Annotated in this window: 25 protein-coding genes; 14 read left to right on the forward strand and 11 right to left on the reverse strand. The window is 32.9% G+C overall.

All coding sequences use genetic code 11. The annotated features are described in order from the left end of the window. Positions 1-11: 11 nt before the first annotated feature. Complete coding sequence (locus ACRHNM_RS11480) at positions 12-1,190, forward strand: glycosyltransferase (RefSeq protein WP_431136690.1); 1,179 nt, start codon at positions 12-14, stop codon at positions 1,188-1,190. A gap of 105 nt (positions 1,191-1,295) precedes the next feature. After that, positions 1,296-2,714: a CCA tRNA nucleotidyltransferase gene (locus ACRHNM_RS11485; RefSeq protein ID WP_431136692.1), complete on the forward strand. Its 1,419-nt coding sequence runs from the start codon at positions 1,296-1,298 to the stop codon at positions 2,712-2,714. 73 nt (positions 2,715-2,787) lie between these two features. On the opposite strand, the gene nadC is transcribed toward ACRHNM_RS11485, so the two are convergent. Further along, positions 2,788-3,648, reverse strand: coding sequence for a carboxylating nicotinate-nucleotide diphosphorylase (gene nadC / locus ACRHNM_RS11490; RefSeq protein ID WP_431136694.1), 861 nt, complete (start codon positions 3,646-3,648; stop codon positions 2,788-2,790). Between the two features lie 53 nt (positions 3,649-3,701). Between nadC and ACRHNM_RS11495 the strand changes: the two genes are divergently transcribed. Next, positions 3,702-4,523, forward strand: a complete 822-nt coding sequence (locus ACRHNM_RS11495; RefSeq protein ID WP_431136696.1) for a hypothetical protein — start codon at positions 3,702-3,704, stop codon at positions 4,521-4,523. Continuing rightward, positions 4,520-4,993: a 23S rRNA (pseudouridine(1915)-N(3))-methyltransferase RlmH gene (gene rlmH, locus ACRHNM_RS11500; protein WP_431136698.1), complete on the forward strand. Its 474-nt coding sequence runs from the start codon at positions 4,520-4,522 to the stop codon at positions 4,991-4,993. The genes ACRHNM_RS11495 and rlmH overlap by 4 nt, the downstream gene beginning before the upstream one ends. A 3-nt stretch (positions 4,994-4,996) precedes the next feature. Here rlmH and ACRHNM_RS11505 read toward each other — a convergent pair whose 3' ends face one another. Together ACRHNM_RS11505 and hpf are read right to left on the reverse strand one after the other, a co-directional pair. Beyond that, entirely contained in the window at positions 4,997-7,066 is a 2,070-nt protein-coding gene (locus tag ACRHNM_RS11505; protein WP_431136700.1) for a M3 family metallopeptidase, read from the reverse strand. Positions 7,067-7,182: 116 nt separating this feature from the next. After that, positions 7,183-7,482, reverse strand: coding sequence for a ribosome hibernation-promoting factor, HPF/YfiA family (hpf, locus tag ACRHNM_RS11510; RefSeq protein ID WP_431136702.1), 300 nt, complete (start codon positions 7,480-7,482; stop codon positions 7,183-7,185). Positions 7,483-7,617: 135 nt separating this feature from the next. Between hpf and ACRHNM_RS11515 the strand changes: the two genes are divergently transcribed. The 4 genes from ACRHNM_RS11515 (at position 7,618) to ACRHNM_RS11530 (ending at position 12,106) form a co-directional block, all read left to right on the forward strand. Beyond that, positions 7,618-8,205 carry a non-canonical purine NTP diphosphatase gene (locus ACRHNM_RS11515; RefSeq protein ID WP_431136704.1) on the forward strand — a complete coding sequence of 196 codons (588 nt, stop codon included), beginning with the start codon at positions 7,618-7,620 and terminating at the stop codon, positions 8,203-8,205. 39 nt (positions 8,206-8,244) lie between these two features. Further along, entirely contained in the window at positions 8,245-9,075 is an 831-nt protein-coding gene (locus ACRHNM_RS11520; protein ID WP_431136706.1) for a hypothetical protein, read from the forward strand. A 247-nt stretch (positions 9,076-9,322) separates the two neighbouring features. After that, a complete protein-coding gene (locus tag ACRHNM_RS11525) occupies positions 9,323-11,194 on the forward strand; it encodes a DEAD/DEAH box helicase (protein WP_431136708.1) in 1,872 nt (623 codons plus the stop codon). Positions 11,195-11,320: 126 nt separating this feature from the next. Further along, a complete protein-coding gene (locus ACRHNM_RS11530; RefSeq protein WP_431136710.1) occupies positions 11,321-12,106 on the forward strand; it encodes a carboxypeptidase-like regulatory domain-containing protein in 786 nt (261 codons plus the stop codon). A gap of 9 nt (positions 12,107-12,115) precedes the next feature. Here ACRHNM_RS11530 and ACRHNM_RS11535 read toward each other — a convergent pair whose 3' ends face one another. Genes ACRHNM_RS11535 through ACRHNM_RS11550 form a run of 4 tightly spaced genes read right to left on the reverse strand, consistent with a single transcriptional unit; the run spans position 12,116 to position 14,996 of the window. Beyond that, positions 12,116-12,499 carry a VOC family protein gene (locus tag ACRHNM_RS11535; RefSeq protein WP_431136712.1) on the reverse strand — a complete coding sequence of 128 codons (384 nt, stop codon included), beginning with the start codon at positions 12,497-12,499 and terminating at the stop codon, positions 12,116-12,118. A gap of 1 nt (position 12,500) precedes the next feature. Then, positions 12,501-13,031 (reverse strand): SRPBCC family protein, encoded by a 531-nt coding sequence (locus tag ACRHNM_RS11540; protein WP_431136714.1) that lies wholly within the window; start codon positions 13,029-13,031, stop codon positions 12,501-12,503. A 39-nt stretch (positions 13,032-13,070) separates the two neighbouring features. Then, the gene (locus ACRHNM_RS11545; protein ID WP_431136716.1) at positions 13,071-13,724 is read right to left on the reverse strand and encodes a TrmH family RNA methyltransferase; all 654 of its coding nucleotides are present in this window, start codon (positions 13,722-13,724) and stop codon (positions 13,071-13,073) included. A gap of 60 nt (positions 13,725-13,784) precedes the next feature. After that, positions 13,785-14,996, reverse strand: coding sequence for a CHRD domain-containing protein (locus ACRHNM_RS11550; RefSeq protein WP_431136718.1), 1,212 nt, complete (start codon positions 14,994-14,996; stop codon positions 13,785-13,787). 129 nt (positions 14,997-15,125) lie between these two features. On the opposite strand from ACRHNM_RS11550, the gene ACRHNM_RS11555 reads away from it, so the two are divergent. Next, positions 15,126-15,803 (forward strand): SIR2 family NAD-dependent protein deacylase, encoded by a 678-nt coding sequence (locus ACRHNM_RS11555; protein ID WP_431136720.1) that lies wholly within the window; start codon positions 15,126-15,128, stop codon positions 15,801-15,803. A 35-nt stretch (positions 15,804-15,838) separates the two neighbouring features. Here ACRHNM_RS11555 and ACRHNM_RS11560 read toward each other — a convergent pair whose 3' ends face one another. The 4 genes from ACRHNM_RS11560 to ACRHNM_RS11575 form a co-directional block, all read right to left on the reverse strand. Then, the gene (locus ACRHNM_RS11560; protein ID WP_431136722.1) at positions 15,839-16,039 is read right to left on the reverse strand and encodes a helix-turn-helix transcriptional regulator; all 201 of its coding nucleotides are present in this window, start codon (positions 16,037-16,039) and stop codon (positions 15,839-15,841) included. After that, complete coding sequence (locus ACRHNM_RS11565) at positions 16,039-16,482, reverse strand: hypothetical protein (RefSeq protein WP_431136724.1); 444 nt, start codon at positions 16,480-16,482, stop codon at positions 16,039-16,041. The genes ACRHNM_RS11560 and ACRHNM_RS11565 overlap by 1 nt, the downstream gene beginning before the upstream one ends. Positions 16,483-16,612: 130 nt before the next feature. Next, on the reverse strand, positions 16,613-17,140 hold the full coding sequence (locus tag ACRHNM_RS11570; protein ID WP_431136726.1) for a hypothetical protein: 528 nt from the start codon (positions 17,138-17,140) through the stop codon (positions 16,613-16,615). A 75-nt stretch (positions 17,141-17,215) separates the two neighbouring features. Beyond that, the gene (locus ACRHNM_RS11575; RefSeq protein WP_431136728.1) at positions 17,216-18,022 is read right to left on the reverse strand and encodes a peptidylprolyl isomerase; all 807 of its coding nucleotides are present in this window, start codon (positions 18,020-18,022) and stop codon (positions 17,216-17,218) included. Between the two features lie 165 nt (positions 18,023-18,187). On the opposite strand from ACRHNM_RS11575, the gene uvrA reads away from it, so the two are divergent. The 5 genes from uvrA to ACRHNM_RS11600 all read left to right on the forward strand — a co-directional run bounded on the left by uvrA (position 18,188) and on the right by ACRHNM_RS11600 (position 26,296). Beyond that, positions 18,188-21,019: an excinuclease ABC subunit UvrA gene (gene uvrA, locus ACRHNM_RS11580; protein ID WP_431136730.1), complete on the forward strand. Its 2,832-nt coding sequence runs from the start codon at positions 18,188-18,190 to the stop codon at positions 21,017-21,019. A 128-nt stretch (positions 21,020-21,147) separates the two neighbouring features. Further along, entirely contained in the window at positions 21,148-21,315 is a 168-nt protein-coding gene (locus tag ACRHNM_RS11585) for a lmo0937 family membrane protein (protein ID WP_431136732.1), read from the forward strand. 149 nt (positions 21,316-21,464) lie between these two features. Continuing rightward, a complete protein-coding gene (locus tag ACRHNM_RS11590; protein ID WP_431136734.1) occupies positions 21,465-22,151 on the forward strand; it encodes a TIGR00730 family Rossman fold protein in 687 nt (228 codons plus the stop codon). A 108-nt stretch (positions 22,152-22,259) separates the two neighbouring features. After that, positions 22,260-23,447, forward strand: a complete 1,188-nt coding sequence (locus ACRHNM_RS11595) for an endonuclease/exonuclease/phosphatase family protein (protein WP_431136736.1) — start codon at positions 22,260-22,262, stop codon at positions 23,445-23,447. Next, on the forward strand, positions 23,444-26,296 hold the full coding sequence (locus ACRHNM_RS11600) for a metalloprotease (RefSeq protein WP_431136738.1): 2,853 nt from the start codon (positions 23,444-23,446) through the stop codon (positions 26,294-26,296). The genes ACRHNM_RS11595 and ACRHNM_RS11600 overlap by 4 nt, the downstream gene beginning before the upstream one ends. The last annotated feature ends 150 nt before the right edge of the window (positions 26,297-26,446 follow it).

Raw genomic sequence — 26,446 nt, forward strand, 5'->3', positions numbered from 1 at the left:
AGACCCTATAAATGAACAAGAAAATTTTAGTTATTCCTTCTTGGTATCCAAATAATAAAAATGATTTGGTTGGTTCATTTTACAAAGAGCAAGCGCAATTATTAAACAGGAATGGATACGACATTAAAGTTTTATATGGTATTGAACATCGATTGAGTTTCATTAAATATCTTCGAAAACTATTTAAGACAAGCACGACCTTATCAACTAAATTTCTTAAGCAAGATCCGGAAGCTTTTTCATTTGACATCTACTATTATAAAAAATGGTCAGAAAAAAAGACGTTAGCACATAAAAAAAAGCAGTACGAAAAAGCATTTAATTCTCTTTCCCAGCAATGGCAACCTGAATTAATTCATGCACAATCTACTGCTAATGCTGGAATTTATGCCTATCATTTATCAGCAATTAGTGGCATCCCTTATGTTATAATTGAGCATCAGATATTTTTACTGAATGTGTATCCTAAAACTATTCAAAAAGAAATGGTCAAAGCCATTGAAAATGCTGCTAAAACGGGAGCCGTTAGTTACCATCAGCAACGATGTATTTTAATGCATAATATCGACTGTAATCCTATTATTACATGGAATCTCATGGATGAAACTAAATTTGATATTTTAAAAAATCAATCAAATTCTAAATTCACCATTCTTACCATTACGTATCCACATTTCATAAAAGACAGCCCTACCTTTTTCAAAAGCATTAAAGCTTTTCAAGATATAAGTGATGTAGACTTTGAAGTAATTGTTATTGGGAACAATTCGTTTAAAGACATTACAAAAGCGAACAGTGATACATTTGAAGCGCAAGCCAAAGCGAATAATGTGTTAGATAAATGCACGTTTTATCCGCATTTAAACCGCGAAGAAATTAAACGTAAATTACAAGAGTGTGATGTTTATGTTTCTACCAGTATTGCTGAAACCTATGGCGTGGCTGCCAGAGAAGCTATGCTATGTGGTAAACCTGTTATAAGCACAAAAAGTGGTGGTATTGAAGATTCTTTAAACTTGAATACAGGTATTTCAGTCAATATAAAAGATTATAAATCGATTGCTGAACATCTAAAAAAAACAAGTTCAGGAGAACATACATTCTCTCCAGAAATCATTCGCAATTTTATTATTGAGCAAGCTGGTCAAAAAGCATTTATTAAAATCATGAGCGATTTTTATAATTTATAATGGTTTAATTAATCAAATGCTTTTTTTAAAATTCACTAAATTGTAGATTTGTCCAATGAACTGAATTAGTCCATACTCTAGTTTCTTCAATAGATACATGTAAACATGAACCAAAAAGACGCCTTACAAAATCCTATTTTTAAAATCATATCTAATTCTGCTCAGGAACTAAATCTTGATTCATATGTAATAGGAGGTTTTGTTCGTGATCATATTTTAAATCGTGGTTTACACAAAGACATTGATATTGTTGCTGTTGGAAGCGGAATAGCTTTAGCGAAACAAGTGGCAAAAAACTTACCAAACAAGCCAAAAGTTCAGGTGTTTAAAACCTACGGAACTGCCATGCTTCCTTATGAAGATATGGATATTGAATTTGTTGGTGCTCGTAAAGAAAGTTATACTGAAAACAGTAGAAATCCTGAAGTTGAAAACGGCACTCTTGAAGATGACCAAAACCGAAGAGATTTTACTATCAATGCACTGGCTTTAGATTTAAGTGAATCAAATTTTGGAGACTTATTAGATCCTTTTAATGGTGTTGAAGATTTGCAAAATAAAATCATTCGCACTCCTTTAGATCCAGACATTACTTACAGTGACGATCCTTTAAGAATGATGAGAGCGATTCGGTTTGCAACGCAACTCAATTTTACCATTGAAGAAAAATCGCTTAAAGCCATTACCCGAAATAAACATCGTATTAAAATCATCACTAAAGAACGCATCGTTGTCGAACTAAATAAAATTTTGGAAAGTGATGTACCTTCTGTTGGCTTTTTACTGCTTGAAAAAACAGGGTTGTTAAATTATATTTTACCTGAACTAACAGCTCTAAAAGGAATTGATGAAATTGAAGGACAAAAACATAAAGACAATTTTTACCATACCTTAGAAGTCGTTGACAACATTGCAAAACACACCAATAACGTATGGTTACGCTGGGCTGCTCTTCTTCATGATATTGGAAAAGCACCTACAAAAAAATTTAGTAAAAAAGTTGGCTGGACGTTTCATGCACACGAATTTGAAGGTGCAAAAATGGTATACCAACTATTTAAAAGATTAAAAATGCCATTGAATGAAAAAATGAAATTTGTTCAAAAAATGGTATTTATGAGTTCCAGACCTATAGTTTTATCTCAGGATATTGTTACAGATTCAGCAGTTAGACGCTTGATTTTTGATGCTGGTGATTATGTTGAAGATCTAATGACGCTGTGTGAAGCAGATATTACCACAAAAAATCCAAAGAAATTTCAGAAATATCATAACAATTTTAAAATTGTCAGACAAAAAATTGATGAAGTCGAAGCACGTGATCACATACGCAATTTCCAACCACCAATCTCTGGTGAAGACATTATGAAAACTTTTAATATTAAGCCTTCTCGTGAAATCGGACACATAAAAGAAACGATAAAAGAAGCCATTTTAGAAGGTGATATTCCAAACGAATATGAAGCCGCTTACCAACTCATGCTTAAAGAAGGGAAACGTTTAGGATTAGAGGTTGATAAATAGTGTTTAGTGTTCTAAGCATAAAAAAAAGACTAAATAATACTCTAAAAATTAACTCTTTTTAAAATTTTTATAGTTATTCAACAGCTTTCAAACTCAAATCTTTGTTATAAACCGAATGTGTTAATGCTCCTGAAGAAATATAATCCACACCACACTCAGCATATATTCTAAGTGTTTTTTCATTGATACCTCCTGAAGATTCAGTCAGACATTGATTTCCAATTAATTTTACAGCTGTTCGTGTATCTTCATAATTGAAATTGTCTATCAAAATTCGGTATACACCTCCTACTTCAAGAATTTCTTTAATTTCTTCAAGGTTTCGTGCTTCAACAATAATCTTTAGATCACGATTGGTATCTTTTAAATATTGCTTTGTTTTATGAATCGCATTTGTAATGCCTCCAGAAAAATCAATATGATTGTCCTTTAACATGATCATATCATACAATGCAAATCTATGATTCTCTCCTCCTCCAATTTTTACTGCCCATTTTTCAAGTGCTCTAATACCTGGAGTCGTTTTTCTGGTATCAAGAATTTTGGTTCCTGTTCCTTGTAATAAATCAACAAATTGTTTTGTTTTTGTCGCAATCGCACTCATACGTTGCATCGCATTTAATACCAAACGTTCAGCTTTCAAAATAGATTGTGATGCACCTTCCACATAAAACACGATGTCTCCATGTTTAACAGAACTTCCATCTTGAATTAGGGTTTCAACGGTCATGTCTTTATCGACATAAGCGAACACTTGTTTGGCAAATTCAACACCAGCGATAATGCCTACATCTTTGACTAAAAGTTTGGCTTTACCTCTTGCAGTTGCTGGAATGCATGCTAATGAACTGTGGTCTCCATCACCAACATCTTCTCTGATTGCGTTTGCGATAATTAAGTCTATTTCTTTATTGAATTGTGCTTTACTTATCATTTTTCGGTATTTTTGAAAGTACTAAATTATAGTATTTTTAATAGACTTATTTAATGTATTTAAAAAAAATTCTGTTTTTACTAGCTCTAGGTTTTATTTCTGTTTGTTTTTCACAATCTAGAATCTATCTTGATCATAATGGTGAAGATATTACACAACAAGAAGCAAAGAATTTAATCAGGAATAAGTTTATTATTGGAAAAACTTATATTAAAGGAGTAGATACAATATCAAAATTAACATTAACAGATCAATTTGGTAAAATTTCAGATGTTGAAAATAGTCAAATCAGATCTTTACTTTCTCAAAGGACCTCTACCAAATTATTAAATAATGACTACATTGTAATTGTATATATTGATACACTACATAATTATCAATCTTATATTCAAAATTTAAAAAATGAGTTTCGTTACAACCTAAAGTTAGATAAACGTAAAATCGATCTTTTAAAAAGAAAAGAGCAATTAAAAATAAAAGAGAGAGGTTTTAGAAGACTTCAAATAAAAAAATTTAAGAAGTGGGAAAAGTTTGAAAAGAAGATTGAAAAACAATATAAGGCTAAAGTATTTCATGTATCAAATATTAACAACATTGTTAAACCAATCGAAAACAAACTCAAATGGATTCATAACAATAGTGTAATTAAACAAAAATTTCTAGATTACGATGTTGGCAATCGTATAATCATTATAAAACCAGATGGTTCATTCTATATGACATACGGTTTAATTCAAAATGTTGAAAATGAATTACTCAAAAATCATAACTGGTCAGAATTAGAAAATCAATTATTTGAACTACTAAAAGACAATTCTCTTTACGAAAATCATGATGTGTTTTATACACCTTTGCGAAAAACATATAAAAGATGAACATAAAACTTCTAGCCATTGGCAAAACAGATAACAAGCAATTACAAGCTCTTATTGATGACTATCAAAAGCGTTTAGGGTTTTATGTGAAATTTGAATTTGAAATTATTCCTGATTTAAAAAAAGCAAAAAACCTTAGTGAAGATCAACAAAAACAAAAGGAAGGTGAACTCATTTTAAATAAACTGAATGCTACAGATGTTTTGATTTTATTAGATGAAAACGGAAAACAATTAGATTCTGTGAGCTTTGCAAATTACTTACAAAAACATATGAATTCTGGAATCAAGCAACTCGTGTTTGTCATTGGTGGACCTTACGGTTTCTCACCAGAAGTATATCAAAAAGCAAATGGGAAACTGTCCTTATCTAAAATGACCTTTTCCCATCAAATGATTCGCTTATTTGTCATTGAGCAATTGTATCGTGGCTTTACCATTTTACGCAATGAGCCTTATCATCATCGATAAATGTTATTCCAAACCTAGGCTTTTAATATAGGCTTGGTTATTCATTGGTCGTCCTAAAAATTCTTCAACAGCTTCATCAACTGGTCTCTGACTTCCATTAGCTAATATTAATTTACGATATCTCACTCCTGTTTTTTGATCGCGTAAACCATTAGTATCAAAAATGGTAAACATATCCTGAGCATACACTTCAGACCATAAATAACCATAATAATATACTGGATGTGTATTAATGTGAATCCAACTTGCCTGAGGATGCGTTCCTTCAATATACCAATCCATTACTCCCAATTGTTTATCAATATCTCGCCATAACTGATCTGTATCTAAAGGTGTATTCGGATTATACTTATCATATAAATTCATATCATACATACAACTTCTTAGTGAGCCTTGAGCCGATAGTCCAGAAGTCACATTTTTGGCATTCACCATATTATCAAATACTGCTTTAGGCAAAACTTCTCCTGTTTCATAATGTTTCGCAAAAGAGCTTAAGATGTCATAATCCCAAATCCAGTTTTCAAATATTTGCGACATGGCTTCTACAAAGTCGCTTTTTGTATCGGCTTGTAAACTGTATTCACCTTCATATGCCAAAGCATCCATAGTATGTCCGAATTCATGAAATAAAGTACTCAATTCATTATGAGTGATCATTGAAGGCAGCTTGTCAGTTCCTTTTGTAAAATTTCCTAAAAGCATAGCGACAGGCACTTCATAACCCTCTTCCATTTGTTTTCCAGTAGAGAGCGGAACCGCATAAAACCAGGATTCTTTAAATGGTCTTGGATACAAATCTAAATAGAAACGACCTTTCAATTTTCCATTTTCGAATACTTCATACGCTTGTACTTCTTCATGCCAGACTGAAGCGTTCTCTAGTTTTCTAAACTCTAAGTCAAGAAGTTCCTGATATAATTTAAATATACCCTCTAAACAAGCATCAACTGGTAAATACTCACGAATCTTTTCTGCATCAACCTGATATTTTGTCTTTAATATTTGATTTCTATAGTAGGAAATATCCCAAGGGTTTAAAGTTTGATCCATAGGAATATCATCTCTGTTTTTTCGGGCAGTTTTTAACACTTCAAGATCCTGAATGGCCTTTTCTTTAGATTCAGCTACCAAATCGTCAATAAACTCCCAAACAGTTTCAGGGTTTTTAGCCATTTTCGGAACCAGATTGTACTCAGCATACGACTCGTAACCCATAAGTTGCGAAAGCTGATAACGTTTGTCAACCAATTGTTTTAAGATGTCTAAATTTTCATCTGCACCTCTATTAGAATACAACATTTGATAGGCCTTTCTGGTTTCAGAATTTGTAGCATTATCCATAACTGGTCCTCTTGTTGAAGGCTGTGCAGGTATTTTATAGGTTCCGTCTTCTGTTCTGTAGGTATCTTTAAAATTTTCCGGAAGTCCTTCAGCTCCAGCTTCATCGAGTGTTAAAACTAAATTAGCGGTATTCATATTGGTTGAATACTGAGAGGTTAAGTCTGTAATTTCAGATTTTAAAGCTTTAAAGGTTTCTAATTTATCGTCAGGCAGGTTGACACCAGACAGTTTGAAATTTTTAATAATATCATCTACAAATCGTTGTCTTCTATTATTTAATTCTGAATACCCGTTTGAAGCTTTAAAGGTTTCAAATTGCTTAAATAAATTTTTATCAGATGAGATTGCCGTATTTAATGAGTCTACTTTTTGCGAATACTCCAACCCTTTAGCTCTGGTTAAAGAATCCGTTGATGTCCAATACAACATAAACGAATTACTTCCTGCTTGACCTAATGTATTCATAACAGCATCAAAAGGAAGAAACGTATTTTCCAGTGTAGCCTTAGATTGACTTTTTATGTTTTCTATAGTTTGAGACGCTTTATCTATTTCGTAAGTCACGTATTCTTCAATAGATTCTCCTGTAACTTTAGCATAATCAAAAGGTTCATTTAGGGCGACATTAAACGGATTATCCTGAGGTAATTCGGCTACGACAATTTTAGATTCTTTTTCTGAACAACTCATAAGTGATAGTAAAACGATTGATACTGCAATTTTTTTCATTGGAACGATAAGTTTTAGTGTACACAAATATAACATTCAAAACCCATTTTATTAAAACAATAAGCCTTATAAATACATGTGTATGTTATAAGGCTTATTTCAGAATTCTTAAAATGCTAATGCGTTTTAAAAACCTGTTTGCGTTTTTTAAGTTGACGTTCTAAGTCTTTTATGGTTTCTCTAACAGCAACCTCATATTTCGCTTCATCTGAAGTAGCAAATATTCGCGGACCAGGTAAACTGAGTTCTATATCACAAATCTTACCTTTAGTATGGTTATTTTCATCTTGTTTGAATCTAACAGTTGCTCCTATTAAAAACTCGTATCTGTTAAATAATTTTGATAGTTTTTCTTCTGTAAATGTATTTAAAGTTTCGCTCGCGTCAACATTGACATATCTGATGTTTACATTCATAATTGGTCTTGTTTTTAGTTTAATTTCATTACCTAAATTTACAAAAAGAAAATCGAACACAAACTGATAAAAATCATAAAGAATTGATAAAGTTTGATGCCATTATTTATCTTTAACCAAAATAAATGTATCACAATGCAACTCGTATTCGCCACCAACAATCTCAACAAACTGAAAGAAGTTCAATCACTAATTCCTGACCATATTAAACTATTGAGTTTAAAAGATATTGGTTGTTTTGAAGACGTGCCAGAAACTCAATTGACGATTGAAGGTAATGCCGTTCAAAAAGCCGAATACATCAAAGAACATTATGGTTACGATTGCTTTGCTGATGATACAGGATTAGAAGTTGAAGCTTTGCATGGTGAACCAGGTGTTTTTAGTGCACGTTATGCAGGAGAGCAACGCAATGCAAACGACAATACCAATAAACTCCTTGAAAACTTATCATCACAATCCAATAGAAATGCTCAGTTTAAAACTGTGATTGCCTTACATTTAAATGAGAATACAGAAACATTTACAGGAATTTGTAAAGGTGAAATCACTAAAGAAAAACATGGTGAAGGCGGCTTTGGTTATGATCCAGTTTTTAAAGCTGAAGGTTATCATAAAACCTTTGCTGAAATAACTCTGGAAGAAAAAAATAAGATTGGACATCGTGGGAAAGCTGTTCAGCAATTAATTCAATTTTTAGAATCTCATAAGAATAGTTCGTGAAAAAAGTCTAAATTTATAATTCAACAAATTAGACTAGTGATGAAAAAAATATCAGCCGTTTTTTTATTTATAATGTGCTATACATGTGGCTCAGACTCAGATTCAGACACTACGCAGCAATATATGAATTTTACAAGGGTAACTACAGCTTACTTATCTGGAGAACCTTATCTCAAATCCAGAAGAACCTATGTAAATAATAAACCAATTGCTGACACAATTCACTACATTGAAGATAATGTATGGGCTTACACCAAATTCTTTTATGAAAATGAGAAATTAAGCCGAATTGAAATCGATTCTCCTTCTGTAATTAATGAATACGATTTCACTTATGATGAACTGGGCAGAATAATTCAAACAACCAATATCGTTAGTGAAAATACATCTTCAACAACTTATACATACGGAAATCAAATCATTACAAGTGAAAACATTACGAATGGCGAACAAACTACCAAAGAATTTTTACTAAATAACGATGGTATTATCTATAAGGAAATAGGTCCTGAAGAAACTGTTGAAATTATCTATGATGAAGATTATAATGTACAGTCATTAATTTCATCAATAGAACCTACTAACTTCTATACATATGACAGCACAAATTTACCTCCTGTAAACGCTCAAATATATTCTAGATTCATCTATGGAGACTATAAAAATAATTATGCATTATATGATAACAGTATAAAAGGAATACATTTTAACTACGTTGCAACAGTACCTAAATATCATCTTTCTTTAACAAATAGTGAATATTCACTAACCTATGAATGGACACTAAATAATGATGGATATCCTTTAAATATGAATGTTTACAACAGTAATAATCAGCTACAGTCAAGTGTTGATTATTTTTATGATTGAAAGCTTTAAATTGAATATCCAAATAATAGTCTATCTTTGCACCTTGAAAAAATAAATAGTGAGACCTCATATTAAGTACGAGGTTAGTTTTACTCAAAAATTTTGATTTCGCTAAAAAGCTTTTCAAAATTGAGTTTCACTTAATTCCTCAGAGTGAGGATGTGTTACCTAGAAGTTTAAGTGTTTAGTATGTCGATTCGCTTCTTTTGTAACACCAAAGAACATAATCGAATACAATACAAGACGAATGAGCACATTCAAAGAACTCGGTCTTAATGAAGACCTATTAGCTGCTATTAACGACTTAGGATTTGAAACGCCTAGTGATGTACAAGCAAAAGCAATTCCTATTTTACTGGAAAAAGATACCGACTTGGTTGCCTTAGCACAAACAGGAACAGGTAAAACCGCAGCATTTGGATTTCCAATGCTTCAAAAAATTAATATTGACAGTCGTACTACTCAAGGATTAATACTCTCTCCTACTCGTGAATTATGTTTACAAATTACCAATGAACTTAAACTCTATGGTAAATATTGTAAAGGACTTAATGTAACTGCCATTTATGGAGGTGCAAGTATTACAGACCAGGCGAGATCTGTCAAACGTGGTTCACAAATTATTGTGGCTACTCCTGGTCGTATGAAAGATATGATTAGCAGAAATATGGTTGATATTTCTAAAATTGAATTTTCAGTTTTAGATGAAGCTGATGAAATGCTAAACATGGGGTTTTATGAAGATATTACTGATATCTTATCGCACACTCCTAAAGATAAAAACACATGGTTATTTTCTGCAACGATGCCGAAAGAGGTCTCTAATATTGCGAAAAAATTCATGTACAGCCCTATTGAAATTACAGTAGGAAATAAAAATGAAAGTACAAATCAGGTGTCCCACGAATACTATCTGGTAAATGCCAGAGACCGTTATCAGGCTTTAAAACGTTTGTCTGATGCCAATCCGGATATCTTTTCTGTAATTTTCTGTCGTACAAAACGCGATACTCAAAAAGTTGCTGAAAACCTTATTGAAGATGGTTATAGTGCTGGAGCTTTACATGGTGATTTAAGTCAGAACCAACGTGATTTGGTGATGAAATCGTTTAGAAATAAACAAATACAAATGCTTGTGGCTACAGATGTTGCTGCTCGTGGTATTGATGTTGACGATATCACTCACGTTATTAATTACCAGTTACCAGATGAAATTGAAACCTATACGCATCGCTCTGGTCGTACAGGTCGTGCAGGAAAAACAGGTGTTTCGATGGTGATTGTTTCTAAAAGTGAGGTTCGTAAGATTAAAAGTATCGAACGTATCATTAAGAAAGAATTTGAGAAAAAAGAAATTCCTGATGGTATGGAAATTTGCGAAGTGCAGTTAATGTCACTCGCCAATAAAATACACAATACTGAAATCAATCATGAGATAGACAAGTACTTAGATAGTATTAACGAATTATTTTCTGATACAGATAAAGATGAATTGATTAAGAAGTTTTTCTCTGTAGAGTTTACGCGTTTCTTCAATTATTATCAAAAATCAAAAGACCTTAATGTGAGTGATTCTTCTCGTGGCAGTGAACGCGAAAGCGGACGAGATTATGGTGGAAGCAAAAATGAAACACGCTACTTTATAAATGTAGGACGTAAAGATGGTTACGATTGGATGAAGCTTAAAGATTTCTTAAAAGAAGTTCTAGAATTGGGTCGTGATGATGTCTTTAAAGTAGATGTTAAAGACAGTTTTTCATTTTTTAATACAGAAAAAGGAATCCAAGACAAAGTATTAGCCTTTTTTACTGATTTTAAACATGACGGACGATTTGTTAACGTAGAAGTGAGTGAAGACAAAGGCGGAAGAAGTCGTGGTGGACGTCGTGATGGTGGAAAACGAAGACGTAACGATAGTAAACCAAGAGGAGACAGACGCTCTTCTGGAAGACGAAGTGATTCAGGTTCTGGAAACCGAAGTGACAGACGCTCTTCTGCAAGATCTAGTGATTCAAGAAATAGAAGCGAAAGACGAAGTTCAGGCAGTGAGTCAAAATCAAGACGCTCTGATAGTAAACCAATATCAGATAGACCAAGACGTTCGAGACGTAAAGATTAAAAATAAAAACCTCACCATATTATTGTGAGGTTTTTTTAAACCATCTTGTTAATATTAAGTCAAATTATTAGACATTAATCAAGTTATTTACTTTTGTTTACTACTTTTATATCGTAATTTTAGTACATGAGACACCTACAAATATTTGCTTTTCTTTTTTTTACAACAGTAATTTGCTTTGCCCAAGATCCAACATCTGTTATAGGAACTGTAATTGATGTGTCTACAGATCGACCAATAGATCGTGTAAATATTGTTAATTTAAATCAAGTTATTGGTACTTCAACTAATGATGAAGGTGAATTTGAAATTAAAGCTAATGTCAATGATACACTTCACTTTTCGTATTTAGGATATAAATCTATTAAAGTAAGAGTTACCAACGATTGGCTTAAATTTGGTAATACAGAAATAGGCATGACTGAATTGGCTTTAGCATTAGAAGAGGTTGTTGTAAATCAATTAAAACTTACGGGTTATTTAGCTGTCGATATCAAACAGGTTCCTATAAAATCTAATTACAGATATAGTATTTCAGGCTTATCAAACAAAGGTTATGAAGCTGGAGACAGGAGACCAAATGCTGTAAATAAAGTATTAGGAGCTATTTTTAATCCTGCAGATTTTTTACATAATATGTTTGGAAACAAAGCTAATGAATTACGCAAACTCAAAAAGATGAAGCAAGATGATGAGATTAGAAATAATCTGGCATCGCGTTTTGACAGAGAAATGCTTTTAGTGTTATTACAAGTCGACAAATACGATTTAGATGAAATTATAAATCAGTGTAATTATTCAAAAGATTTTATTGAAACAGCTAACGACCTTCAGGTTCTTGATGCCATAAGTGAATGCTACGAAGAGTACAAAGTGTTAAGTCGAAGCAATAGCAAATCAGGTCGATTTTAAATCTGCTGCCTACTGTCTAGACTGTCTAGAGTGTAAAGCAATTCTATTACCTTCTGAATCTATAAAAGCAGCCATAAAACCATGCTCTGGTGAAATTTGTGTCTTAGGCTGGTATATATGACCACCTGCTGCCTCTATTCTATTCAACTCATTTTGAACGTCTTCTGAAACAAAATAGACTAAAGTACCTTCCTGACTAGGTACATATGTTTCTTGCTTAATTAAGGTTCCTGTAGCACCAGGTTTTGATTCATCAAAAGGAAACCATCCCATAAGTATACCTCCAAAATCGTGTATTGTAATGTCTACTTTAAAAACAGTTTCATAAAACGTTCTTGCTCTATCCATATCATGTACTGGTATTTCAAACCAGCCAATCATATTATGTTCCATATCAGTTAGATTCTAAAATTTCTTTTAAACTTCCCAGACCTTCTTCAAAATCTTTACCTACATGTTTATCTACATTGTAAAGCAGCATGAATATATTCGCTGGTACTTTATTCTGTCCAGAAAACCCCCAAGTTACTTTAGTTTTTCCTTCTTCTGCAACTTCAACTTTGGTGATTGCATCTGATTCTGACTTCCATGGTTTAAAGAAACGCAACCTTGCTTCAACTCGTTCATTATCAACAATACTAGTGATTTCCTGTTCGCCAACACCAACAGCTTTATTACCTTCCCATTTTGCAATAAAACCAATTTCACCATCTGTACCAATAAACTCTTGTTTCATTTGAGGATCTCTCTTCTTCCAAGGTGACCAGAAGTCTTGATTCTTGATGTGTTTTAAATAAATAAAAACTTCTGGAAGAGGTTTGTTTATGACAATACTTCTCTCAACTTTATATGATTTTGGGGCAAAAAGTGCCAAGAGTATAAAAAGTAAAACTAGTATCCCGAGAACATACAATAGGATTGTCATAATTTAATGTGTTGGTTGTGATAACAAGTTACAAAATTATTAGGCTTGATAAAAACGTTCAATAATCTCATCATAACTTTTAATTGTTTTTTTACACCAATCTAATCGTTTTTCTAGTTTCTCGTCTTCTGTAAGTTGCCAATTGATATTAGATTGTTTAAGTTTGGTGGTTACATGTTGTAAAATAATGGCTGCAGATACCGAAATGTTTAAGCTTTCCGTAAACCCAACCATCGGAATTTTCAAAAAACAATCTGCCTCATCAATGACTTCTTGAGACAAACCTTCTGTTTCTCTCCCGAAGAAAAAACAAGATTTCTTGGTCACGTCAAAATCATGAAGCATTGCATTGTTATCGTGAGGTGTTGTGGCTACAATTTGATATCCTTTTTCTTTTAAATTTGAAATTGTTTCCTTTACAGAATTATATCGATTTAAATCCACCCACTTCTGTGATCCCATAGCAATTTCGCGGTCAATACGTTTACTATTAATCTCTTCTACAATATGTACTTCCTGAATCCCAAACACATCACAACTACGTATCACTGCACTGGTGTTATGCAATTGATAAACATCTTCTGTTGCAACTGTAAAATGATTTGTTCGTTGCGATAACACCTCAGTAAATCGTTCTTTACGAGATGCTGTGAGATACGATTCTAAATGTTTAAGAAGTTTTGCGTCTGTCATATTGTAAAAATAAAAAAACCCAACCAAACGGTTGGGTTTCAAATTGTCTATTATCTAAGATTATAGATTTGCTCCAATATTTCCTTGAGCAACTAATGTTCCTAAATCGTCAGCACTTAAATGCACGTTTAAGTAACCATCTACAGTTAAAACGTCACCATATCCAAACGGAGAATCGTCATCAAGGGCAGAAACATTAGTTTCACTTTTCCCTGTCAAGCCATCTACTGGAGTAAATGTAAATAAAATATCTCCAGGTGCTGTGGCAACACTACCCATATGAATATGAGCTGGATGCATCCCTCCATTAGGTGTACCTATAAGTGATAATTGTGCAAGTGCTTCTCCATTATTTCTTTCGAAAAAAGTAGCAGTTCCTGTAATACCTGGTACATCTACAGTTGCTAAATCATAAGCAATAGAATTACCAGTTAAATCATTTTGACCAATGTCACCTTGTGCTACCAGAACATCTAAATCATCGGCACTTAAGTGTATGTTAATATAACCATCATAATCCAAGATATTTGTATAGCCAAAACTTGTATTATCGTCAAGCGCAGAAACATTTGTTTTACTCATACCTGTCGCTCCATCAACAGGGTTAAAGGTAAATGCAATTGCTCCAGTTTCTGTTGCGGTATTCATATGAATATGTCCTGGATGTGTATCGGTATCAAAAGTTCCATCTAATGCGATTGTTGCTAATGCTTCTCCATTCACACGTTCAGAAAATGTTGCTGTTCCGTTTATTCCAGGAACATCAGCAGTTGCTAAATCATAAACTATTGAAGTTCCAGTAAGCTCGTTTTGTCCAATATCTCCTTGTGCGACAAGTGTTCCTAAATCATCAGCACTTAAATGAACATTAATATAACCATCAAAACCTAATAATTCGTCATAGGTAATCAATGCTCCTCCTTGATCTTCATTTAGCGCAGTGACGTTTGTAGAACTATATCCTGTATCTCCATTTACCGTTTCTAAAGTAATGGCAATTGCACCTGTTTCTGCTGCTGTATTAAAATGAATGTGTGCAGGATGCATCCCACCAGAAGGTGTTCCAGATAACTGCAACTCTACTGTGGTTGACCCATTTGTGTTTTCGGTAAAAGTTGCTGTACCTGAAATTGAAGGATCTGCAACCGAAGCTAGTTGATATATTTTAGTGTCACCAAAAGGATTATCGACCAAAACTGTATCATCATCATTACTGCAGCTAGTTAAAAAAGCTACAGGTATAAAGAGTAGTAGTTTGAATAGTGTTTTCATAATATATTTTTGTTTTATTTTAATTTGGAATTAATGTAACTGTAATAGCCCTGTTTTATTAATGTTATCCAAGTTTATCTTGACGCAAACCATGTAAATGCTTATTTTTAGTTTTATAATGAAAAACAAATGAAAAAACACATCGTTGTATTAACTGGAGCTGGAATGAGTGCAGAAAGCGGATTAAAAACGTTTAGAGATGCCAACGGATTATGGGAAGGTCATGATGTTATGGAGGTGGCTACTCCTGAAGGTTTTCAGAAGAACCCAGAATTGGTTTTAGAATTTTATAATCAACGTCGAAAGCAATTATTAGAAGTAGAACCAAATTCGGCACATAAGGATTTAGTAGAATTAGAAAATGATTATAAGGTTACCATCATTACTCAAAACGTAGACGATCTCCACGAACGTGCAGGAAGCAGGAATGTTATGCATTTGCATGGTGAGCTATTAAAAGTTCGGAGTACAGGAAACGAGCTTGATATTAAATCTTGGACTAAAGACCTTATGCTAGGAGATTTGTGCCTTAAAGGTTATCAATTACGTCCACATATTGTCTGGTTTGGAGAAGCCGTTCCAATGATTGAAAAAGCAATTGAAATTTGTGTGACAGCCGATATTTTGATAATTATTGGCACGTCAATGCAAGTCTATCCAGCGGCAAGTTTAATGCATTATATTCCTGATGATACTCCAATCTATTTTATTGATCCTAAACCAGCAATTGATAGCAGAGGACATCTAAAAGTAATTCCTGAAACGGCAACTAAAGGAATGAAAATTCTTAAAGAATCATTGCGATAGCTTGGATACAGATTTCAACTACTATAATAACTAAACTAATCATCGTTATTCAATTTAAAAAAGTCATTAACAGGCTTGCCAAATATTGCTGAAAGCTTCAAAGCCAAAACTGTAGATGGCACATATCTATTGGCTTCAATAGAGTTTATTGTTTGACGAGAAACTCCAATTTTTTTTGCTAAATCATCTTGAGTTAAACTCAAAATAGCACGTTCTACTTTTATGGTGTTTTCCATTATCTGTTACGTTTTAATATTTCAAAAAACATGATTTGAATTAATAACATAAAGAACAGAATTTCAAAATAGCTAAAGGTATTTGATGGGTTAGGTTCATAAACATAAGTATGCAAAATATGCTCTATTCCAGGTTGTATTAATGCATATAAAACTCCGAAAACAAATGCAAGAGCATACGATTTAGCTCTTAAAGAAGCAATCATTTCGTCTTCTTCCCTATCTTTTGATAAGGATATTATAAGAAACCCAACAATAAGTAACCGTTTAAGAACTTCTTTAGCCCATAAAGGTTCATTATCAATAAACTTAAGAGATATTAAGAAAATGAAAATCAATACAGATATAATAACACCTTTAATTTTCCATGCATTAGACAGTTGAAATTTAGACCATCGTTCTATTTTGGTACGTTCACAATCTTGTAACTTTTGTAGATTCATGACAAATATATTTTATATTAAGTAAAATTATTTTTACTATATGACAAATATACTTTACATTTTAAAATAATCCAAAATAAAACTCTGTTTTTTAAAAAGCAGAGTTTAAAGTATAAAACAAATATTCATATTATGAACTCTTCTGTCCTACAAATTGTTGTGTCTTCAGTTTAAAAAGCACATTAAATGTGGTTAAACTTCCATAACTACGCGTAATATATTGTTGAAGATCTATTTTTTCCTGTTCATCAAGATTTTTACTAGAATTAATTTTCTGTTCCATCACTCGAAGTCGATCTCTAACCATTGTTATCTTATGGAAAAAACTATCAATAGGAATTTCTTTACTTTGTAGACTGGTATCTGCTGGTTCCAAAATAAGTTTTCCGCCTTTCCACTTATCAGCTATGGAAACAACTTCTGTGACATCACTCCATTTTTTTAAAATTTGAACGAGGCTACTTTCAACTTCAAAAAAACTAACCGTATCTACTTCATCTTCGTCAGCTTCAATGACTTCAAAGTCACTATCTAATTCTATAGTTTCTAATCCGTTTTCAATAAATGTAACCCAGTAGTGTTTTGAAGTGACATTTGTAACAACGCCTTTTCCGTACTCTGGATGATTTATTCTTGATCCTATTCCTAATAATTTCATGTGCTATTTAATTTAATATTTGTTGACTAAAATAAAAATTATTACGGAATTACAATCTTGGCCTTGACGCTAATTCTATTTTAATCTAACCGATAGTATTCTGACATCTTCAATTGGTCGATCCCATCGATCAGTTTTTACTTTCGCAATAGAATCTACAACTTCTAAGCCTTCAATCACTTGTCCGAAAACCGTATAATTTTGATCCAGATGAGGCGTTCCTCCTATAGTTTTATAAACCTCACGATGAGATTGTGGAATCTCGTAACGTATAAAATCAGTAAAAGATTCAGCCAATGCGTTAATACTGTCGTTCATAATCGTGTATTGCTCGACATTTTCTTCAGCTTTTTTTAGAGCCTTCCAAAGTGATGCATTTTCAGGTTGATTTAAAAGGTGATGTCTTGCCAACATTTTGTTTATTCGAGATTCTGCCACATCAAGAAGACTATCGTTAAAAACTTTGCCCTGAACTATAAAAAACTGCATCGCACTAGACACTCTTCCTAGTGTTTCTTCTCTGGCTGTTGATAACGCACCTTTTTGATGAAATAAGTTTGGTTTAAATTCTGCATCTACCTTATACTCCAGATCTCCTTCTCCTAACATTTTATCTGGTTTTGCATAACGACTATCTGGATCACCTCCTTGAATCATAAAAGTCTCAATTACACGATGAAATAATAAACTATCATAAGCTTTGTCATGGATCAACTTTATAAAATTATCACGATGCAAAGGAGTTTCATTATACAGCTCAATAACCATGGTTCCATAATTGGTGGTCATTTCTACAATTTTTCGGTCATCTGACTTCAAATTATAACTCAAAAAAAGTAAACCTAAGACTAATACAAGTCCGGTTTTTAATCTAGTTTTCATAATATTTGATTTAATTAGCCATATCAAGCTCTAAATTAAATCTTTAATTTCAAATCACCTAAGTAAATAAATTAACAAAACTCTAAAACAACCTCACTTCGGTTTTAGTGTGAATTTAAGTACCTTTGCAACTTTGTGAGCAAAATTCACATTTCAGGTTAATTTATGAGTAAATTCGACGAGACCATCGAGGTTAAAGGTGCTAGAGTGCACAACTTAAAAAATATTGATGTTTCTATTCCACGTGAGCAATTGGTAGTGATTACTGGTTTATCTGGAAGCGGAAAATCGTCTTTAGCATTTGATACCATTTATGCTGAAGGTCAGCGTCGTTATATTGAAACATTTTCAGCCTATGCACGACAATTTTTAGGTGGTTTGGAACGTCCTGATGTAGATAAAATAGACGGTTTATCTCCTGTAATTGCTATTGAACAAAAAACAACCAGCAAATCACCTCGCTCTACTGTTGGAACCATCACAGAAATTTATGATTTTCTACGTTTACTTTACGCTCGTGCCAGTGATGCTTACAGTTACAATACTGGTGAGAAAATGGTAAGTTACAGTGATGAGCAAATTAAAGATCTCATTAAAGAGAGTTTTAATGGCAAGCGTATCAACATCCTCTCTCCTGTTATCCGTTCAAGAAAAGGACACTATCGTGAACTTTTTGAACAAATTGCAAAACAAGGCTTTGTAAAAGTGAGAACTGATGGTGAGGTTCGTGATTTGGTGAAAGGCATGAAACTGGATCGTTACAAAACGCACGATATTGAAATTGTCATTGACCGACTTAAAATTGACGATACTGCAGATAACGATAAGCGACTTTCTGAAACGATACATACAGCCATGTATCATGGTGATGACGTGTTGATGGTTCTCGATCACGATACTGATGAGGTACGTTATTTTAGTCGAAATTTGATGTGTCCATCCTCTGGGATTTCATATCCTAATCCTGAACCAAATAACTTTTCGTTCAATTCTCCAAAAGGTGCTTGCCAGACGTGTAATGGCATCGGAACCTTATATCAGGTCAATGAAAACAAAATCGTTCCAGATGATAGTATCTCCATAAAAGCTGGTGCCTTAGCGCCTCATGGTCCGCAAAAAAACAGCTGGATTTTTAAACAGTTTGAAACAATCGCACAGCGTTTTAATTTTAGTTTAACCGATGCCTATAAAGATATTCCTGTCGAAGCCAAACAAATGATTATGTATGGTGGAAATGATAAGTTTTCTGTTGAAAGTAAAACTTTAGGTGTTACTCGAGATTATAAAATAGACTTTGAAGGTGTTGCTAATTTTATTGAAAGTCAGTACAAAAATGCTGAAACGACGTCACTCAAACGTTGGGCAAAAGACTACATGGATAAAGTTTCTTGTCCAACCTGTGAAGGATCTCGACTCAGAAAAGAGTCTTTATATTTTAAAGTCAACGGACTTAACATTGCTGAACTCGCCAATAAAGACATCGTTGATTTGGCAGCTTGGTTTGAAGGTTTAGAAAAACACCTTAGTACAACGCAATTCAAAATAGCTGAAGAAATTATAAAAGAAATCAAATCGAGATCTCAATTTTTATTAGATGTTGGTTTAGATTATTTGTCACTTAACAGAAGTTCAAAATCTTTATCAGGTGGCGAAGCACAGCGTATTAGACTTGCCACTCAAATTGGTTCTCAGCTGGTTGGTGTACTTTATATTTTAGATGAACCTAGTATTGGGTTGCACCAACGTGATAATGAAAAACTAATCAATTCCTTAGTTGCTCTTCGTGATATTGGAAACTCTGTTATTGTTGTAGAACATGACAAAGATATGATAGAGCGTGCTGATTATGTTATTGATATTGGTCCGAAAGCCGGAAAATATGGTGGAGAAATTATCAGTATTGGTTCGCCTTCAGAATTATTAACTCACGATACATTAACTGCAGATTACCTCAATGGAAAAAAAGAAATTCCTATTCCTGAGAAGCGACGTAAAGGCAATGGCAAAACCATTGAACTTAAAGGTTGCACAGGTAATAATTTAAAAAATGTATCTGTAACCCTTCCTTTAGGAAAAATGATAGGTGTCACAGGAGTTTCTGGAAGTGGAAAATCAACACTCATTAATGAGACTTTGTATCCTATCATGAATGCCCATTATTTTAATGGTGTAAAAAAACCGATGCCTTACAAAAGCATAAAAGGTTTAGAGCACATTGATAAAGTCATTGATATTAACCAGTCTCCTATTGGTAGAACTCCAAGGAGTAATCCAGCGACATATACAGGAACCTTTAGTGAAATACGCAGTTTGTTTGCTAAAATCCCAGAGGCTATGATTCGTGGTTATAAACCTGGTCGTTTTAGCTTTAATGTAAAAGGTGGTCGATGTGAAACCTGTCAAGGTGGTGGCTTGCGTGTGATTGAAATGAATTTCCTTCCTGATGTGTATGTTGAATGCGAAACGTGTCAAGGCAAACGCTTCAACAGAGAAACATTAGAAATTCGTTACAAAGGGAAATCGATTAGTGATGTCTTAGACATGACCATGAATGAAGCGGTAGATTTTTTTGAGCACATTCCGAAGATTCATAAAAAATTAAAAACCATCGTCGATGTTGGTTTAGGATACATAACGCTGGGTCAACAAAGCACAACACTTTCTGGTGGTGAAGCACAACGTATTAAGCTGGCTACCGAACTTAGTAAAAGAGATACAGGAAACACCTTTTACATTCTTGATGAACCAACAACTGGCTTACATTTTGAAGACATTAGAGTTTTAATGCTGGTGCTGAATAAATTAGTCGATAAAGGCAATACTATATTGATTATTGAACACAACTTAGATGTGATTAAAATGGCAGACCACATCATAGATATAGGTTATGAAGGTGGTCAAGGTGGTGGAAAAATCGTCGCAAAAGGAACTCCTGAAGAAATCATTAAAGACAAAAAAAGCTACACGGCTAAATTCCTTAAAAAAGAGTTGATGTAAGACTTTCTTACTGAAAACAGGCAAATGTGAACTCAATCCAATAATTTATTAGTGCTATCACTTTCAGTTTTTTAACAATTGAATAGTAATGTATATATTTATTTTATAACATTAAAAAACTAACAATTATGAAAAGTATTCTTTGGTTAATAGCGGTAATATGTATAATTGGATGGTTACTAGGTTTACTAGGAATTATTCCAGGTATAGGCACCAGTAGTTTAATTCACGTTTTATTAGTGATTGCTATTATTGTAATTTTATATAATATCATAACTGGTCGCAAACCACTATAAATTATAACATATCATATATCATAGGCAATCCAAACTGGGTTGCCTTTTTGTTTATAAGTCGGTCAACTATTACACTATAAATTATTATTTCTATTGCTATTTCTATTATTTTTGTGACTTTGACAAATATTTAAAATACCAAACGATATATGAGAAAAGAACAGAATGCTAAAGGCTGGAATGAAATTAAAACCAACGACTCTTGGGCTATATTTAAAATTATGGGCGAATTTGTAAGCGGTTACGAAAAGCTTAGTAAAATTGGTCCATGTGTATCAATTTTTGGATCTGCACGAACAAAACCTGATCATAAATACTATAAACTCACCGAAGAAGTAGCGACAAGAATAGTAGAACATGGCTATGGTGTTATTACTGGTGGTGGACCAGGAATTATGGAAGCTGGAAATAAAGGCGCACATATTGCAGGAGGAACGTCTGTAGGCCTTAACATAGAGTTGCCTTTCGAACAACATGATAATCCGTATATTGATTCTGATAAAAGTTTAGATTTTGATTACTTTTTTGTTAGAAAAGTAATGTTCGTCAAGTATTCTCAAGGCTTTGTCGTTATGCCTGGAGGTTTTGGAACTTTAGATGAACTCTTTGAAGCCATGACTTTAATACAAACTAATAAAATTGAGAAATTTCCAATTATTTTAGTCGGAACCGATTTTTGGGGAGGATTGATAGATTGGGTAAAATCAACCTTGATAAACGAAAAAAATATTAGTGCTACAGATTTAGATTTAATACATCTTGTAGATACTGCAGATGAAGTGATAAGTATTTTAGATGGCTTCTATAAAGAATATGGGTTGAGTCCAAATTTCTAAACCAAACATTCACTTTTTAATATTGCTATGAAAAAGAACTTATGTTTGATATTGGTGCTGTGCACTGTCGCATTGAATGGATTGTATGCGCAAGAGAATTTTAAATTAATGTTTTACAACGTTTTAAATTTCCCTTTAGAAGATGCTGTACCTAATCGCTTACAATATTTAGAATTAATTTTAAACGATTACAGACCAGATATATTCATGGTTTGTGAACTCAATAATGAAACTGGCGCTAATACCATATTGAGTTCTCTTCAGTTTTTAAACCCAGATTACCAAAGTGCAACTTTTGAATTGAACACCTCTGATGACGTGATAAGTGATCAGAATGACCTTCAAAATTTAATCTATTATGACAGTTCTAAATTCACACTTGAGAGTCAAACCATTATCACTTCAATTTATAGAGATTTTAATCATTACCGAATGAAAATCAATTCAGTTGAATCTGATATAAATCCTGTATTCATTGACGTTATTGTCTGTCATTTAAAAGCATCAAGTGGTACCGAAAATCAAGTGATTCGTTTTCAAATGGTTGAAGATCTAATTGCCTATTTAGATACACTACCCGCAGATAGCAACGTGGTTTTAGCTGGTGATTTTAATGTTTATACAGATTCTGAACCTGCATTTCAAGAACTCATAGATTCAGATAATAATAATGCTATTGATTTTATAGATCCTGCTAACCAGATTGGAAGCTGGCACAACAATACCAATTATATAGATGTGATGACACAATCTACAAGAACTCAAACAGGTTTTGGTGGTTCTACTGGAGGGTTTGATGATCGGTTTGATTTTATAATGACTTCAGAAAACATGCAAACCAATCCTGAAATTAAGTTTGTAGAAAACTCCTATAAAGTTTATGGAAATAATGCCAACATACAATGCTATAATCAAGCCATTAATTCTTCAGATTGTGCTGGTGCAGAATATCCATTTTTTATTAGAAATGCTCTGCATAATTTCAGTGACCATCTTCCTGTGACACTAGAACTACAAACAAATCAATCTTTATCTTTAGAGGAATTTTCGACAGTAAAAGCATTACAAATTACAGGTTCTAATATTATTGACGAGGTGTTAACTCTAAAGTTAAACCCTTCAGCTCAGCTAAAAACAATCACTATTAACAATAATTTAGGACAAGTTATAAAAACTATTAGTGTTAAAAACTCGTTATATGTAAAAGAAAATATGTCATCCATGGCAAATGGCATATATTACATCACATCACAAGAGTTACACCATAAACCGTTAAAATTCATCATAGCACATTGAAATTAAAACACGTCTTTTTTATTGCAATTAGTTTGTGCTTAAATGCCATTGGTTTTGGTCAAAACTCAATCGACCTGAAAGCAGATTTTGATGTAGAACATAAAACCGTTCATATAGAACAAAAAATTAGTTATCACAACACCAGTAACGACACCTTAACAGCTATTTACCTCAACGACTGGAACAATGCCTACTCAACAAAAAACACACCTTTAGCGAAACGCTTTGAAGAAGAATTTAGCCTTAAAATTCACTTTGCAAAAAGTGAGCAACGTGGTTATACAACAATCACTAATCTAAAAAACAGTACTGGTAAAGACCTCAATTTCAGTAATCTTAAAGAGCACATAGACATCGTAAAAATAGAGTTGGACACTCCGCTTTTACCCAATCAAAAATACGAACTCAATGTAAGTTATAATTTGGTTTTACCAGATGATACTTTCACGGGATATGGTATAAATGACAGTAAAGAATTTAATTTAAAATATTGGTACCTCACTCCTGTGGTGTATGATGGTAAATGGCAAATTTACAGCAATAAAAACCTTGATGACCTGTATACGCCTAAAGCTAATTTAAATTTTGAAATCAGGTTTCCTTTGGGATATACCTTTATCTCTGAGTTAAATACTATCGATATCCAACAGACTAAAAATGAACAAATAGTAACATTATATGGTGCAAATAGAGTTAATAGCACATTTGTACTCGTGAAATTTTCTGAGTTTAAATTTGTTCAAACTGATGATTTTAATATCGTATCAAACATAAACAGTAAAGGTGTTAGTCCGGAAGAAAAAGCATTAATTACAGATAAAATAACGCGTTATCTCACGCAAAATCTTGGTAGCTATCCACACGAACGATTATTAATTACTAAAAGCGACTATAAAAAAGACCCTTTATACGGCTTAAACCAATTACCTGATTTTATCAGACCTTTTCCTGATAATTTTCAATACGAATTAAAACTACTAAAAACAGCACTTAAAAATTATTTAGACAACACACTATTAGTAAATCCAAGAAAAGATTACTGGATTAAGGAAGGTATTCAGATTTATTACCTGATGAAGTATATTGAAGAGCATTATCCTGATACTAAAATGATAGGAACTTTAGCAAATATTTGGGGAATCCGATCGTTTCATGCAGCCGATTTAAATTACAACGATCAGTTTGTGATGTTTTACATGCAGATGGCAAGAACTAACAGAGACCAGCCTTTGACAACGTCTAAGGATTCACTGTTAAAATTCAATGCAAATATTGCCAGCAAATATAAAGCTGGCGTTGGTTTGCGATATCTCGATGATTTTGTCAATGGAAACACTATAGAATCTACTATCAAACAATATTTAGCAGATCAAAAACTAAACATTACATCTTCAAAAGACTTTGAAATCCTTCTGAAGAAAAACACATCTAAAGATGTCGATTGGTTTTTTACAGATTATATCAACTCGCGAAAAAAGATTGACTTCAAAATTAAAGATGTTGAAGCTACAGAAGACTCGATAACGCTCACTATTAAAAACAAAAGAGACAATAGTGTGCCTGTTTCGTTATTTACTCTTGATAAAGATTCTATTCTAACTAAAACATGGGTAGAAAACATTAACGATACCAAAACACTAACCATTCCCAGAAATGGTAACAACAAATTTGCGTTAAATTACGACAACATGATTCCTGAGTTTAATCTCAGAGATAATTATAAAACTCTTAACAGTAATTTTTTAAATAACAAACCCCTTCAGTTTAGACTTATTCAGGATATTGAAGATCCTTACTACAATCAAATTTTCATGATGCCGCTAATAGAGTTTGAAAACATCTATGATGGATTGACTCTTGGTGGTAAATTTTACAATAAAACACTATTGAAAAAACGTCTTAACTATAAGATCTCACCACAATACGCTACAAATTCTAAAACGCTAACAGGAAGCGCTTCTATTCGCTATACCCATAATATCGAAAATAGAAATCTTTACGGAATTAATTATGGCATTAGTACAAGCTATTCATCTTTTGCTGAAGATGCTTTTGTGACACGTGTAACACCAAGTATTTCATTCAGCTTTAGAAATGATGATGATTTTAGATCTGATGATTTTCAAAATTTGAGTTTGAGGTTTCTATCTATAAAAAGAAATGTAGGAGATGATACGATATTTGAAGTAGATAATGATGTCATTGATGAACCAGATTATAGTGTATTTAACATGAGGTATGTGTCTGGAAAACCTGGTATTATTAATTTCAAACAATGGTTTTATGATTTTCAGCTTGCAGAACGCTTCGGAAAAATATCAATAAACTACGAATACAGAAAACTCTCTGAACGCAACAGGCAATTTAATATTCGCTTTTTTGCCGGAACATTTTTGTTTAACAAAACTGATGAGCAGTCCGATTATTTTAGTTTTGCTTTAGACAGACCAACAGATTACCTCTTTGAATATAACTATTTAGGACGCTCAGAATCTTCAGGAATTTTCAGTCAACAAATTATTATTGCTGAAGGCGGATTTAAATCGATGTTAGAAACTCCGTTTGCAAACCAATGGATCACTACAGCCAATACAAGCACAACTATCTGGAGATACATCGAAGCTTATGGCGATATTGGTTTAGTAAAAAACAGAGGTAGAAATCCGAAATTTGTTTATGATTCTGGAATCAGATTAAATTTGATAACTGATTATTTTGAAATTTATTTTCCTGTATATTCAAATTTAGGCTGGGAAGTCGGACAACGAAATTATGAAGAACGTATTCGTATTTTGTTTACCTTAGATCCAGGTAGACTTTTAGGGTTATTCCGACGTAAGTGGTTTTAGAAAATTCTTAATCAAACTTTGATTTATCTAGCCAAACTAAGAATACTGTAATAATTATGGTCTTTTTATGATAATTTATTAAACATATAACAAACTTCAACGTTGTAAAACATAGAAACTTTAGCTAAATTTGCAACATATAATTTAAGG

Source organism: Psychroserpens mesophilus (genome assembly GCF_050617655.1).
GTDB classification, from domain to species: Bacteria; Bacteroidota; Bacteroidia; order Flavobacteriales; family Flavobacteriaceae; genus Psychroserpens; species Psychroserpens mesophilus_A.

What these genes read in the sequence shown, in the direction of transcription:
- ACRHNM_RS11485 (WP_431136692.1), top strand. Translation starts at nt 1,296, where the DNA reads ATGAACCAAAAAGACGCCTTACAAAATCCTATTTTTAAAATCATATCT.
- ACRHNM_RS11585 (WP_431136732.1), top strand. Translation starts at nt 21,148, where the DNA reads ATGAAAAGTATTCTTTGGTTAATAGCGGTAATATGTATAATTGGATGG.
- ACRHNM_RS11560 (WP_431136722.1), bottom strand. Translation starts at nt 16,039, where the DNA reads ATGGAAAACACCATAAAAGTAGAACGTGCTATTTTGAGTTTAACTCAA.
- hpf (WP_431136702.1), bottom strand. Translation starts at nt 7,482, where the DNA reads ATGAATGTAAACATCAGATATGTCAATGTTGACGCGAGCGAAACTTTA.
- ACRHNM_RS11540 (WP_431136714.1), bottom strand. Translation starts at nt 13,031, where the DNA reads ATGACAATCCTATTGTATGTTCTCGGGATACTAGTTTTACTTTTTATA.
- ACRHNM_RS11515 (WP_431136704.1), top strand. Translation starts at nt 7,618, where the DNA reads ATGCAACTCGTATTCGCCACCAACAATCTCAACAAACTGAAAGAAGTT.
- ACRHNM_RS11555 (WP_431136720.1), top strand. Translation starts at nt 15,126, where the DNA reads ATGAAAAAACACATCGTTGTATTAACTGGAGCTGGAATGAGTGCAGAA.
- ACRHNM_RS11520 (WP_431136706.1), top strand. Translation starts at nt 8,245, where the DNA reads ATGAAAAAAATATCAGCCGTTTTTTTATTTATAATGTGCTATACATGT.
- ACRHNM_RS11575 (WP_431136728.1), bottom strand. Translation starts at nt 18,022, where the DNA reads ATGAAAACTAGATTAAAAACCGGACTTGTATTAGTCTTAGGTTTACTT.
- uvrA (WP_431136730.1), top strand. Translation starts at nt 18,188, where the DNA reads ATGAGTAAATTCGACGAGACCATCGAGGTTAAAGGTGCTAGAGTGCAC.
- ACRHNM_RS11535 (WP_431136712.1), bottom strand. Translation starts at nt 12,499, where the DNA reads ATGGAACATAATATGATTGGCTGGTTTGAAATACCAGTACATGATATG.
- ACRHNM_RS11565 (WP_431136724.1), bottom strand. Translation starts at nt 16,482, where the DNA reads ATGAATCTACAAAAGTTACAAGATTGTGAACGTACCAAAATAGAACGA.
- ACRHNM_RS11545 (WP_431136716.1), bottom strand. Translation starts at nt 13,724, where the DNA reads ATGACAGACGCAAAACTTCTTAAACATTTAGAATCGTATCTCACAGCA.
- ACRHNM_RS11495 (WP_431136696.1), top strand. Translation starts at nt 3,702, where the DNA reads ATGTATTTAAAAAAAATTCTGTTTTTACTAGCTCTAGGTTTTATTTCT.
- ACRHNM_RS11530 (WP_431136710.1), top strand. Translation starts at nt 11,321, where the DNA reads ATGAGACACCTACAAATATTTGCTTTTCTTTTTTTTACAACAGTAATT.
- ACRHNM_RS11550 (WP_431136718.1), bottom strand. Translation starts at nt 14,996, where the DNA reads ATGAAAACACTATTCAAACTACTACTCTTTATACCTGTAGCTTTTTTA.
- ACRHNM_RS11570 (WP_431136726.1), bottom strand. Translation starts at nt 17,140, where the DNA reads ATGAAATTATTAGGAATAGGATCAAGAATAAATCATCCAGAGTACGGA.
- ACRHNM_RS11480 (WP_431136690.1), top strand. Translation starts at nt 12, where the DNA reads ATGAACAAGAAAATTTTAGTTATTCCTTCTTGGTATCCAAATAATAAA.
- ACRHNM_RS11525 (WP_431136708.1), top strand. Translation starts at nt 9,323, where the DNA reads ATGAGCACATTCAAAGAACTCGGTCTTAATGAAGACCTATTAGCTGCT.
- rlmH (WP_431136698.1), top strand. Translation starts at nt 4,520, where the DNA reads ATGAACATAAAACTTCTAGCCATTGGCAAAACAGATAACAAGCAATTA.
- ACRHNM_RS11595 (WP_431136736.1), top strand. Translation starts at nt 22,260, where the DNA reads ATGTTTTACAACGTTTTAAATTTCCCTTTAGAAGATGCTGTACCTAAT.
- nadC (WP_431136694.1), bottom strand. Translation starts at nt 3,648, where the DNA reads ATGATAAGTAAAGCACAATTCAATAAAGAAATAGACTTAATTATCGCA.
- ACRHNM_RS11505 (WP_431136700.1), bottom strand. Translation starts at nt 7,066, where the DNA reads ATGAAAAAAATTGCAGTATCAATCGTTTTACTATCACTTATGAGTTGT.
- ACRHNM_RS11590 (WP_431136734.1), top strand. Translation starts at nt 21,465, where the DNA reads ATGAGAAAAGAACAGAATGCTAAAGGCTGGAATGAAATTAAAACCAAC.